Source organism: Halobacillus massiliensis (assembly GCF_900166625.1).
In the GTDB taxonomy this organism is placed as follows: domain Bacteria; phylum Bacillota; class Bacilli; order Bacillales; family Halobacillaceae; genus Halobacillus_A; species Halobacillus_A massiliensis.
This window is the reverse complement of sequence record NZ_LT800499.1, coordinates 1,720,921-1,733,387: the sequence shown is the minus strand read 5'-3', so window position 1 is coordinate 1,733,387 and position 12,467 is coordinate 1,720,921. Positions and strand designations below refer to the sequence as shown.

10 protein-coding genes and 1 other annotated feature are annotated in these 12,467 nt (G+C 41.5%); of the genes, 4 read left to right on the top strand and 6 right to left on the bottom strand.

The genetic code is table 11. The annotated features are described in order from the left end of the window. Positions 1–115: 115 nt before the first annotated feature. Positions 116–271, bottom strand: coding sequence for a hypothetical protein (locus tag B7E06_RS21840; RefSeq protein WP_179134015.1), 156 nt, complete (start codon positions 269–271; stop codon positions 116–118). An 871-nt stretch (positions 272–1,142) separates the two neighbouring features. After that, positions 1,143–2,414 carry a tyrosine--tRNA ligase gene (gene tyrS, locus B7E06_RS08555; protein WP_082233575.1) on the bottom strand — a complete coding sequence of 424 codons (1,272 nt, stop codon included), beginning with the start codon at positions 2,412–2,414 and terminating at the stop codon, positions 1,143–1,145. 47 nt (positions 2,415–2,461) lie between these two features. Beyond that, positions 2,462–2,669 (bottom strand) — a binding site (T-box leader). Positions 2,670–2,791: 122 nt separating this feature from the next. On the opposite strand from tyrS, the gene B7E06_RS08550 reads away from it, so the two are divergent. From B7E06_RS08550 to B7E06_RS08535, 4 genes are all read left to right on the top strand, one after another. Continuing rightward, complete coding sequence (locus B7E06_RS08550) at positions 2,792–5,869, top strand: transglycosylase domain-containing protein (protein WP_245807709.1); 3,078 nt, start codon at positions 2,792–2,794, stop codon at positions 5,867–5,869. 124 nt (positions 5,870–5,993) lie between these two features. Further along, complete coding sequence (locus B7E06_RS08545; protein WP_082233574.1) at positions 5,994–6,647, top strand: GNAT family N-acetyltransferase; 654 nt, start codon at positions 5,994–5,996, stop codon at positions 6,645–6,647. A 1-nt stretch (position 6,648) separates the two neighbouring features. Then, complete coding sequence (locus tag B7E06_RS08540; RefSeq protein ID WP_082233573.1) at positions 6,649–7,302, top strand: acetoin utilization AcuB family protein; 654 nt, start codon at positions 6,649–6,651, stop codon at positions 7,300–7,302. Beyond that, on the top strand, positions 7,299–8,474 hold the full coding sequence (locus tag B7E06_RS08535) for an acetoin utilization protein AcuC (protein ID WP_082233572.1): 1,176 nt from the start codon (positions 7,299–7,301) through the stop codon (positions 8,472–8,474). Before B7E06_RS08540 ends, B7E06_RS08535 begins: the two co-directional genes overlap by 4 nt. A gap of 86 nt (positions 8,475–8,560) precedes the next feature. Here B7E06_RS08535 and motS read toward each other — a convergent pair whose 3' ends face one another. The 4 genes from motS to B7E06_RS08515 all read right to left on the bottom strand — a co-directional run bounded on the left by motS (position 8,561) and on the right by B7E06_RS08515 (position 12,448). Next, positions 8,561–9,340, bottom strand: a complete 780-nt coding sequence (motS, locus tag B7E06_RS08530; protein ID WP_082233571.1) for a flagellar motor protein MotS — start codon at positions 9,338–9,340, stop codon at positions 8,561–8,563. Then, complete coding sequence (gene motP / locus B7E06_RS08525; protein WP_082233570.1) at positions 9,324–10,154, bottom strand: flagellar motor protein MotP; 831 nt, start codon at positions 10,152–10,154, stop codon at positions 9,324–9,326. The genes motS and motP overlap by 17 nt, the downstream gene beginning before the upstream one ends. A gap of 47 nt (positions 10,155–10,201) precedes the next feature. Next, positions 10,202–11,203 (bottom strand): catabolite control protein A, encoded by a 1,002-nt coding sequence (gene ccpA / locus B7E06_RS08520; RefSeq protein ID WP_082233569.1) that lies wholly within the window; start codon positions 11,201–11,203, stop codon positions 10,202–10,204. Positions 11,204–11,389: 186 nt separating this feature from the next. After that, positions 11,390–12,448 (bottom strand): bifunctional 3-deoxy-7-phosphoheptulonate synthase/chorismate mutase, encoded by a 1,059-nt coding sequence (locus B7E06_RS08515; protein WP_082233568.1) that lies wholly within the window; start codon positions 12,446–12,448, stop codon positions 11,390–11,392. Positions 12,449–12,467 lie beyond the last annotated feature (19 nt).

Sequence of the window (12,467 nt, the reverse complement as noted above, 5' to 3'; positions counted from 1 at the left end):
TATATGTGAATTGTATGTCTGTACGGTAGCATATAAAAACGCTTTCATCAACATATTTTCTGAAATTAAAAAAACCTCCGAAGATTTTCTTCGAAGGTTTTCCTTTTGCTCTTCCTTATTGTGAGTTTTGCTGCATCCCGCCGGCAAATCTAGCTGCGCTTTGAAGCATTTGCGGCAGTTGATTCGCCTGTCCTGTCATCATACTGTAAGTTGCTGCACCAATTCCGATGGAAGCAACAATGGGAAGCCACTGAATATTTCTATTTCTCATGAAAAATCCTCCTCACAAATTTTAAGTGGAGCGTTTATATTTTGGCATTTCTACTCACAAATATAAGTGTTAATCGTTTCCAAACGTTTCTTATCCCTTTTAAGAAGAGATAAAGCTGGTCCGTTTCTGAAGGAAGGGGTGAGAAATTACTTATTTTCTACGGAAAGCCAAAGAGCTAGCTCGTTCCACTCGCGGATCTTTTCTGAGAAGGGGAAAAAGACGGTTCCGTTTACTGTAGTTAGAGAAACGAGGCTGGGAAATCACTCGCTTTCCGCGGGGATCCGGTGAGCTAGCTTGTTGCACTCGCGGATCTCACCATGGCTCTATTTCCCTGCAGGAGTCTCGCCATTTCCCAGCCTCTTTAACTTTTATAGTGAATACGGAACGCTATGTTTGTAGGAATCTCTTCTACATTTGGAATCATACGTAAGGGTTCCGTTACTCCTAATAAACGCAAAGGGCCAGGGGAAACGGCGAGACTCCTATGGGAGGATAGGACAGGGTGAGATCCCGGAAGGCTTTAGCCTGAGGAAGCTCAGCGTTCGCCCATGGAAAGCGAGTTGTTTCCCCTGGCCCGATCCTTTTATTTCAGGCATACGGAACAAAATTCTCATCTTTTGAGAATCACAGAAGCCTTATGGGAGCACAGAACAAGATTGAGATCCCGGAAGGCTTTAGCTTGAAGAAGCTCACCGTTTGCCCATGGAAAGCGAGTCTTTCCCCAGGCCAGATTCTATACCAAACTACACGGAGCTCTTCCCCCGTTAAGGGAGTCTCACATAAAAAACAACTGCTCCTACGGACTCTAAAAGTAATTCCAGCCCAATTTTTTAAAAATTAAAGAGAACCGTGGAAATCCACGGTTCTCTTCTTAGCCTTTGTAGCGAATAAGGAAGTATTTCTTCTTTCCTCTGCGTATAATTGTAAACTTGTCTTCTATTCGATCTTCAGCTGTCATCGTATGCTGAATGTCTTGATTTCGCTCACCATTAATGTAAACCGCTCCGTTTTTTACATCTTCTCTTGCCTGACGTTTGGAAGATGAGATCCCTGCCTGAACGAGCAGTTCAATTAGAGCTGCCTCTTTTTCTGCGGTTTCATATGCGGGCACATCTTTAAAACCTTGTTCGATCTCTTCACCCGTCAAATCTTTAATATCACCGCTAAACAGGGCCTTTGTTATGCGCTGAGCCTGTTGAAGTGCCTCTTCATCATGAACAAGCGTTGTCATTTCTTCAGCCAGACGCTTTTGAGCCGCTCTTTTTTCCGGCTGGGCTTGTACTTCTTTCTCCAGTCCGGTAATTTCTTCATGGGAAAGGAAGGTGAAATATCTTAAGAACTTGATGACATCACGGTCATCTGTGTTAATCCAGAACTGGTAAAACTCATAAGGGGAGGTCTGTTCTGGATCAAGCCAGATAGCACCGCCCGCTGTTTTTCCGAATTTTGAACCATCTGACTTAGTAATTAAAGGCATCGTCAGTCCGTATGCTTCCACTTCTTTATCACCAGCAGCTGAACGACGGATTAATTCCAGCCCTGCTGTAATATTCCCCCACTGATCGCTTCCTCCAATTTGTAAGGTACATTTTTCTTTATCGTTTAGCTTTTTAAAGTCCAGAGACTGCAGAATCATGTAGGAAAATTCAGTAAAGCTTATACCACTTTCGATCCGTGACTCTACGGAATCCTTAGCGAGCATATAGTTTATTCCAAAGTGCTTGCCGGTGTCACGAAGAAAATCGATGATCGTCATTTCTGAAAGCCATTCATGGTTATTACGAGCGACTGCTGCATTTTCACCTTGATCAAAATCCAGAAGCTTAGCCAGCTGTTTTTTTATGCTGTCACTGTAACCTAACACGACTTCAGCTGAATTAAGCTGTCTTTCGGCAGATCGTCCACTCGGATCCCCGATCATTCCAGTCCCGCCTCCAACTAAAGCAATCGGACGGTGTCCGGCTAATTGAAACCTTTTAAGCATTAAAATTGGCAGGAGGTGTCCAATGTGCAAACTGTTTCCTGTCGGATCAAACCCGCAGTAAAGTGTTACCTGATTCTCATCTAAATGCTTTCTTAGTCCTTCTTCATCTGTTATCTGGTTAATAAGTCCTCGTTTTTCTAGATCCTGTAGTATTTCCATCCTTCGTTCACTCCTTTTTATGATCAAAAAAAAAGACCTCCTCCCTGTTAAGGGACGAGGTCTTTTCGCGGTACCACCCTAATTGCACATTATATGTGCCACTCTTTCAAAATAACGGCTCTTCACCGTCTTCTGATTTACACCAGAAGATGCTCCCGATCGTACTTCGAAAATTATTTTGTGCTAACTTTCACCTGCCGTTAGCTCTCTGAATACAGGGAATAATTCTCTACTTCAATCGTTCATAGCTCGCTCATTTAACTGTAATCCAATTTATAGCATAAATCACTTCGAAAATCAACTGCATTTTTTATCGATATATGTCTGTTATTTGCCTCATATGTTATAATATTATTTGGAATTTAGGGGGTCTTTTTATGTCTAATAGTAATCGAAATAAAATAAACTGGGACTCTTTTTTACAGAAAGTAAAGTCCTTGAAAGAGAAAACGAAATCCCTTTGGGGTAGTTCAATGAAAGGAACAAAATCTTTTTTTAACAATTCCCAGCCTCCAAGAGAAAGAATGAAAGCACTATGGGGGAATACGAAGTCTTCATGGCAGCGCGGCACAATCCAGAAGAATTTTAGTATTGGATATGATGTCGTCTGGAATGTCATCCTCTTCTTTATTTTACTGGGCGTTGTAGGTTTATTCTTTGCAGGAGGAGTTGGTGCGGGATTTTTTGCCTTCCTTGTTAAAGACCAGCCTGCCCAGAGTCCAGAAGAAATCCAAGCAGATATTTACAACTATGAAGAAACCTCGCAAATGTACTTTTCCAAAGAAGAAGTACTTGGGAATGTCAGGACAGATCTTTACCGGGATGCAATTCCTTTAGAGGATGTTGAGGACAGCTTGAAACATGCGATTATTGCTACAGAAGATCAGTATTTTGAAGACCATGAAGGAGTTGTCCCTAAAGCCGTACTTAGAGCTTTGTTTCAGGAGGCAACAAACGCTGCCGTTCAAACCGGCGGTAGTACTCTCACCCAGCAGGTTGTTAAAAATCAAATCTTAACAAATGAAGTATCTTTTGAACGTAAAGCAAAAGAAATACTTATCGCTATGCGAATGGAGAAATTTTTTGAAAAAGAAGATATCCTGGAAGCATACTTAAATATTGTTCCATTTGGAAGAAACGCAAATGGAGATAACATAGCAGGTGTAAAAACAGCGGCAGAGGGTATATTTGGGGTCGCTCCTGATGAATTATCCATACCACAAGCCGCATTTATAGCGGGGATCCCTCAAAATCCATTCAGCTATACACCCTTCTATAACAACGGTGAAGTGAAATCTGATGAAGACCTTCAGCATGGAATCAGAAGGATGCAGGAAGTTCTCAGCCGGATGTATCACACAGGATACATCTCAAAAGAAGATTATGATGAAGCATTAGAATTTGATTTAAAGGAAAACCTTCGCGAGCCTTCTTCAAGAGCCCGGGAAAAGTATCCTTTCCTCGTTAACGAAGCGAACAAGAGATCTATTGAAAAAATGACAGAATATCTAGCTGAGCAGGACGGAGTTTCCATGAAAGATATCAATGGAGATGAGGAGCTTGCAGCTGAATATAAATCACTTGCTGAACGTGAATTAAGTTCAGGCGGTTATAAGATTCATACAACCATTGATAAAGAGATCTACGAAGTGATGCAGGAAGTGAAAGACAATTATACGAACTATGATTCGAATCGCACGGTGACTACTGACGGAGAAGACGGTGAATCAGAAACTATAGAAATTCAGGCCGAAGTAGGCAGCACGCTGATTGAGAACTCAACAGGTAAGATTCTCGGATTTATCGGTGGTCGTAATCATGCAAATAGTCAAGTTAACCATATGACTCGTCCTCGATCACCGGGAAGCACGATGAAGCCTTTGACTGCTTACGGTCCAGGAATCGATATGGGTGAAATCCACCCAGGAACTGTGTTTGCTGACGTACCGTACCAATATCCAGGGACTAACACAGATGTAGGGAATTATGGCGGAGGATATAGAGGATTGGTTTCAGCCAGAGATGCTTTAAAGCGGTCACTAAACATCCCTGCTGTTAAATCGTATGTTTCATTTCTCGATAAAAATCCTGGAGAGTATTTGGCGAAAATGAATTTCTCCACAATCTCTGAAGGAGCCTCTCAGTACCCTTCTCTTGCATTAGGGTCAGTGGCCGTAAGGAATGAAGAAATTACAAATGCCTACGCAACCTTCGGTAATCAGGGTAAATTTGTAGATTCTTATATGATAGAAAAAATTGAAACAAAAGATGGCGAAGTCATTTATGAACATGAATCTGAAGAAACAGATGTATTCAGTCCACAGGCCACCTATCTAATGATCGATATGATGAGAGATGTACTCAGTTCCGGTACAGCAGCCGGCCTAAAAAATCAGCTGACTCATTCTGGAGTCGACTGGGCAGGTAAAACAGGTACTTCACAAGATTATAGAGACGCATGGTTCATAGCAACAAATCCTAATGTCACGATGAGTATGTGGATGGGCTACGACTATAAGGAATATTTGAATCGCAACGGCTACAGCCAGAGAAATACAGGACTTTGGGCACAGGTGGTTAATGCGGTGACTGAAATTAGGCCAGAGCTAATGGCACCAGACAGCGGTTTTGAGCGTCCCGGAGGAATCGAATCAAAATCCTACTGTGCAACGTCTGGATTACTATCTACAGACCTATGTTCATCAGCTGGACTGTCCCGAAGTGATCTTTATATCTCTAAATATGCACCGACGAAGAAAGATGACAGCTTAAGAGACGGAGATGGAGATTTTGTAAAAATCAAAGGAGACATATACCCTGCTGGAAACAGTACCCCTAATGAATTTATTATTAATGAAGGCGGAGGAGTGACCCTCACCCGTGAATTTATTGAGGAGAATAACTATGATTCTTCGGAAGTTCTTAAACACTTAATTCCGGATAGCTGGACAAATGTAAGTATTTCTTCCTCTGATTCGAACGGAGGAGATAGAGTTGACAACGATAATGCCAATCCTTCAGCACCCGGAAATGTCTCTGCTGGTTCATCTGAGCTTTCCTGGTCACGATCATCAAGTGGTGACGTAGTAGGATACCGTATTTATCGCGCCTCCAGCAACAACGGCTCCTTCTCCCAAATCGGGAGCACACGTGGAACAAGCTACAGCCTTGAAGGAAACGGAGTTTATGCTGTTCGTGCAGTCGATTACTTCGGTCAATCATCAGACCTTTCTTCAACTGTGCAAGTAGGAAACCCTGAGCCCGTTACCAGCAATACCAGTTCAGAAGCTAACAGCAGCTCAGATAACAGAGGCAGCAGTTCCGATACTGAAGATAACAACAGCTCTAATGACTCAGAAGAAACATCAGAAGATGCAACTGAAGACAATTCTGAATCCGGGGAAGAAACCTCTGTAGAAGAAGATACCTCAGTAGTATCAAACGAAAATGAGTAATCTCAAGATAACTTCCAGCAATTTACTAGTGCTGGAAGTTATTTTTGTTTGATAATTTAAATTTCTCTCGACTCATGTATAATGTAGGTAGTAAAAAAGATCCTTTTTGATAGGTGGTGACGCTATGGAACATGTTAAAACATTTTATGAGCAAACTTTTGAAATAAACGATGGAGTTATGACTATCCAGGGCCCCCTTACTTCCGAAGAGCTAAGTCAATATTCTTTTCACGAAGATTTGAACGCTTTTCGACCGCCTGCCAAACAATTTGAGGCCCTAAAAAGTATTGCTGATTTTGAAGAAGGACGAATTAATGCAGCGATTCACGATAACATGATTATTGGTTATGTTACCTACCTTCATCCTGACCCTATGGAACGCTGGTCTGAAGGGAATATGGAAGACTTGATTGAACTCGGCGCTATAGAAGTAGCTCCCGAGTTCAGAGGTTACCGGGTAGGCTCAAGACTTTTGAAATTATCCATGCAGGATGAATACATGGAAAACTATATTATTATTTCCACAGAGTATTACTGGCACTGGGATTTAAAAGGTACACGCTTAAGCATATGGGATTACAGAAAGGTCATGGAAAAAATGATGGGAGCAGGCGGATTAAAGCCCGCACCTACCGATGATCCAGAAATTATCTCCCACCCTGCCAACTGTCTCATGGTACGCATAGGAAAAAACGTACCTGAAGAATCAATTGAACAATTTGACCAGCTTCGCTTTCTAACGAGAAACAAATATAGAAAAGCAAGGGGAGAAGTTTAAAATGCTTGTTGAAGAAGTGATGAAACGAGAAGTAATTACGTTAACACCTTCAGATTCTATTGCTAAAGCAATAAACTTATTAAACCAGCATCATATTCGCCATATCCCCATCGTCGATCAGCATTACTCCGTCGTAGGTATCGTTTCTGATCGTGATGTTCGGGATGCGAGTCCCTCCATTTTGGATAACAATACTGAGGAAGAAGCTGAACAGCTGTCTAATCCTCTTGAATCCATCATGACGACACCCGTTACAACTGTCCACCCGCTTGATTTCGTAGAAGAAATCGCTTCCATTTTTTATGAACAGGAAATTGCCTGTGTTCCTGTAGTAATGAATGAAAAACTAGTAGGTATAGTTACTGAAAAAGACATGCTTTACACGCTTATTCAATTAACTGGTACTCATGTGCAGAGTTCTCAAATAGAGATTAAAGTACCAAACAAGCCTGGAATGCTTCCCCAGGTCATGCAGATTTTTGGAAAAAGAAAAGTAAATATTAGCTCTGTTCTTATTTATCCTTATCAAGCTGATCCTCATTACAAGATTATTGTGGTACGGATTCAAACGATGAATCCATTACCGACCATAGAAGATTTAAAAGCAGCCGACTATGAAGTGCTGTGGCCAAAGAGTCCGGGGGCTTCCTCATGAGATGTGACTCCCAATTTGTATTTGCGGATGAATTTATCTCTTATAAATTTAAAGATGATCATCCATTTAACCAGCTTAGAGTAACGATGACAAAGGATTTGCTTGAAAAGGAAAAGGCATTGCGAGAAGATCAGATAATCGCTCCGCGAATGGCCTCTGAGGATGACCTGAAGCTTTTTCACAGCTCTGCTTATGTGGAAGCAGTTAAACGTGCAAGCGAAGGGCTGTTAAGTGAAGAACAAGGATTTGAATATGGAATCGGAACGGAAGACACACCGATGTTTGAAGGGATGCACGATGCTTCATCCCTGCTAGTTGGGAGTACTTTAAGTGCCATTGATGCCGTTATCCAAGGGAAAACAAAGCACGCTCTCAACCTGGGCGGCGGGCTGCACCACGGATTTGAAAGAAAAGCCTCTGGCTTCTGTGTCTATAATGATGGAGCAGTCGGGATTAAATATATACGAAAACATACGGACTACAAAGTACTTTATGTGGATACAGACGCCCACCATGGTGATGGTGTTCAATGGGCTTTTTATGATGACCCAAATGTTTGCACCTTCTCCATCCATGAAACAGGAAGATACCTTTTTCCCGGCACAGGGAATGTCAATGAGCGGGGCTTAAAGAAAGGCTACGGCTATTCTTTTAATTTGCCAATCGACGCTTTTACGGAAGATGAATCCTTTTTAGAGGTATATGAATACGCTTTCAATGAAATTGTAGAATATTTCCAGCCTGACATTATTATTACCCAAAACGGTGCCGATGCCCATTATTTAGATCCGCTTACTCACTTATGTTCAACAATGAAAATCTATGAAAGAATTCCAATGATTGCTCACGAACTCGCTCATAAATATTGTGATGGGAAGTGGGTTGCCCTTGGAGGAGGCGGCTATGATATTTGGAGAGTCGTACCAAGAGCATGGTCTCAACTTTGGAAAGTGATGAGTACTGGAGAGCCATTTTCAGGACCGCTGCCTGCCGATTGGGTTTCACATTGGCAAAAGTCCTCACCAGTCGACCTTCCATCCCAATGGGAAGATGGAGAGCACTCCTATAAGCCGATTCCACGAAAAGCAGAGATTACTGAAAAAAATAATAAAGTTTTAACCAGCTGCATGCAATTCATCCATAATCAAAAGAAATACAATTCTTCCATATAATCAAAAAAACGAGGCACCGTTAGAGGTGCCTCGTTTTTTTGGCTTACTACAAATTACTGAAAATAAACCCAACTGAGTGGTCGCAGTCAAGGAGTATAATCGGAAGATAAAATGATAATCTCGACCCGGCGGTTTTTTTCCCAATTCTCTTCAGAATTATTAGGAGCGCTCGGCCTGGTATCTGCGTAGCCGACAGCTGATAATCGTGCAGGATTAATATTTTCATTTTTCGAGGTTACAAACCGTATGACACTTCCGGCTCTTGCGCCCGAAAGTTCCCAATTTGAAGGGTATTGATAAGTCGAAATCGGCCGATTGTCCGTATGTCCTTCTACTTTTACATAATTGGGTATCTGCTCAAGCAGTTCCCCGATTTTTTGCAAGAAAGGTTCTCCACTTTTAAGTATATCGGCTTCTCCGGTTTTAAATAACAACTGTTCCTGGAGCACAAGTACGACTCCACGATCTGTTCTCTCTGCTGAAATAATATCCTGTAAATCATTAGTCTCAAGAAATCTTTCGACTTCCTTAATAATTTCATCCAGATTATCAGGCTGGCTTACCACATTTTCACTTTCTAGTTTATGAGCTTCTACAGGCTCTTCGAATTCGTTGCTGGATTCCCCATTCTCTTCTATGGATGCTTTCTCGGTAGGATTGGCTTCTTCTAAAGGAGATGGATAGAAATCGAAAATCATTCGATTCCTAAAGGATTCGGCTACGGCATCAAACTTAACCATATTTATTTGAGACATAGAAAAAAGCAAAACAAAGAAAACTAAAATCAATGTAACCATATCCGCGTATGTGGACATCCATTTAGGGATTCCCGAAGTCTTCTTTAAGGTTTTATCCCTGCGCTTCATTTGCCGCATCCTCAATCGCTTCGGGTTTTTGTGCTTTTTCAGGAATTCGCTTGTCTTCTTCTGAAAGAAAGGCACTTAGCTTTTCTTCTAAAACCTTAGGATTTTGTCCGGATTGTACTCCGATTACACCTTCAATAATAATTTGCTTTGAAAAAATTTCCTTGTCCGTTTTATTCACAAGTTTGCCGGCCATTGGAAGAAATACTAAGTTGGCGAGCAGCGTTCCGTATAAAGTGGTGAGCAAAGCAACCGCCATTTTAGGTCCCAGTGTTTCAGGATCAGTTAAAGACTCCAACATAAGGACCAATCCAATAAGCGTCCCTATCATTCCCCACGCAGGGGCATACTCCCCAGCTTTTTCAATGATGGCACGCCCCCTGTAATGACGTTCTTCAATAGCTGTAATTTCAGCGTTCATAATATCTTGAATCGCTTCCGGCTCTATGCCGTCAACGGATAGAAGGATTCCTTTCTTTATAAAAGGATCTTCTACTTCCTCCAGTTCCGCCTCAAGTGCAAGCAGACCTTCTCTACGCGCTCTCTCAGAGAGACCTACAAATAATTGAATGAGCTGCTTTAGATCTGTGTCGCTTTTTTTAAAAGCCTCTTTCACAACTTTAACGGTCAGCTTCATTTCACTAAAGTTAAAGTTCACCAGTAAAGCAGCAAACAGCCCCCCTATCACAATAATGACCGAAGAACCGTCTAAAAAGGCTTCTGCCCCGCCTGCTCCTGCATTTGTCATGATGCCAAATACCACCATAAAAAAACCAAGAGTAATGCCCAGAGGGGTCAATAAATCCCGTTTACTCATTCATCTCTCTCCCCGATAAAAATACTGTATCGGTATTTATATCGGCATTATTTTCTTTGTGTTGAGTTTCTTTCGATAATTCTGTGAGGTAAAGTTACATTTTGTTCTTCAACCTCTTCTTTGTTCATAAATTTCGTCAGTAGTCTCATGGCTACAGCCCCGATATCATACATTGGCTGAACGACTGTTGAAAGTGTTGGACGAACCATTGTAGCGAGTCGTGTATTATCAAAACCAAATATTTCAACATCCTCCGGTACAGATAAACCTTTATCCATTGCTCCATGAATAACTCCTAGAGCCATTTCATCAGAAGAAACAAAGATAGCGTCAGGCTTCTCCGAAGCACTCCAAAGCTGTGTAAAAGCTTCCAGTCCTGAATCATAAGAGTAATCTCCTGCCGTTATTAAATCTTCATTTATATCCACATTGTTTTCTTTCAATGCACGTTTATACCCAACAAGCTTCTGCTCATTGATTTCTGTATTCTCAGGCCCTGAGACAAAGGCTACTTTCTTATTGTTATGGGATAATAGAAGTTCTGTAGCCTCAAAAGCAGCCTCTTCATAATTAATATTCACAGATGGAGTCTCACCTGATTCATCCACTGTTGCTGCGAGCGCTACAGGCACCGGGGAGTTTTTAAATTCGCGGATGTGATCTTCTGTAATTTTACCACCCATGAAGACAAGGCCGTCTACCTGTTTTCCAAGCATGGTATTAATTAAGTGAAGTTCTTTATCTTTATTTTGATCGGAGTTGCTTAAAATAATATTATAATTATACATTGTCGCAATATCTTCAATTCCTCTTGCAAGTTCCGCAAAAAATATACTTGAGATATCAGGGATTATAACTCCAACCGTAGTTGTTTTCTTACTGGCAAGTCCACGGGCAACGGCGTTTGGACGATACCCGAGACGTTCAATAGCTTCATGCACTTTCTTTCGGGTGGCCGGCTTTACGTTTGGGTTTCCGTTAACTACACGGGAAACCGTAGCCATTGATACATTGGCCTCTCTTGCTACATCATAAATAGTTACATTCATACTGAATCCTCCTTCGTCGAACACGTCAACGACTTATTAATAAAATAATCATACGACAGTTGCCTATGTTCCGCAATGTTCGACTATTTTCTTATCCTTATACATACCTTCCCTATTATAACGGATTTTCATTCAACAAAAAAATAAGTCAGGCTGAAAAAAAGCAGCCTGACTTATTATTCCCCTTTATTTTGTAAGTTCTTTCATGAAATTTTCAAAGGTTGGAATATCCATTTGCTGTGCAGAGTCAGAAAGAGCTACCGCAGGGTCAGGGTGAACTTCAGCCATTACCCCATCTGCACCTACAGCCAATGCCGCTTTCGCTGTAGGAAGCAGCAGGTCTCTTCGGCCCGTAGAGTGTGTTACATCCACTAGAACCGGTAAGTGTGTTTCTTGTTTCAAGATTGGTACTGCTGAGATATCTAATGTATTACGCGTTGCTTTTTCGTAAGTCCTAATCCCACGCTCACATAGAATTATGTTTCCATTCCCGCGAGAAATAATGTATTCTGCGGCATTAATGAATTCAGAAATTGTAGCTGAAAGACCGCGTTTTAGAAGGACTGGCTTATTAACGGAACCTGCCGCTTTCAACAGTTCGAAGTTTTGCATATTTCGTGCGCCAATTTGAATGACGTCGAGGTAATCCACTGCTTTTTCAATATCAGCAGGATTGACAATTTCACTTACAACCGCTAGATCATGTTCATCTGCAGCTTCTTTAAGGATTTGCAAACCTTCAATTCCCAGCCCCTGGAAATCATATGGAGATGTACGAGGTTTGAAAGCTCCTCCACGTAATAATTTAAGCCCTTGCTTCTTAACAGCTTCAGCAACTGTAGAAACTTGTTCATAACTTTCTACTGCACATGGCCCCATCACGAAGTGAGGGTTCCCGTCACCGAATTTTTCACCTTTAATATCAATGATTGTATCTTCAGGCTTTTTCTTACGTGAAACTAGAAGGGCTTTTCTATGGTCATCTTCCTGGAGCTCAAGTCCAGCTTTAAAGATTTCTTTGAAAAGGTGTACGACCGTTGAATCTTCAAATGGTCCATCATTTTTTTCTGTGATCTGGTCAAACATGACACGTTCTCTCACTGGATCAAAGCGGTTCATGCCCTGCTTTTCTTTGATCTGGCCAATATCCTTTACCAGTTCACCGCGTTTATTGATTAAATTCAAAAGCTGTAAGTTTACCTCTTCAAGCTGACCACGCAGCTCGTCTAGTTGTTGGTTGCTCATCACAAATCCTCCTACATAA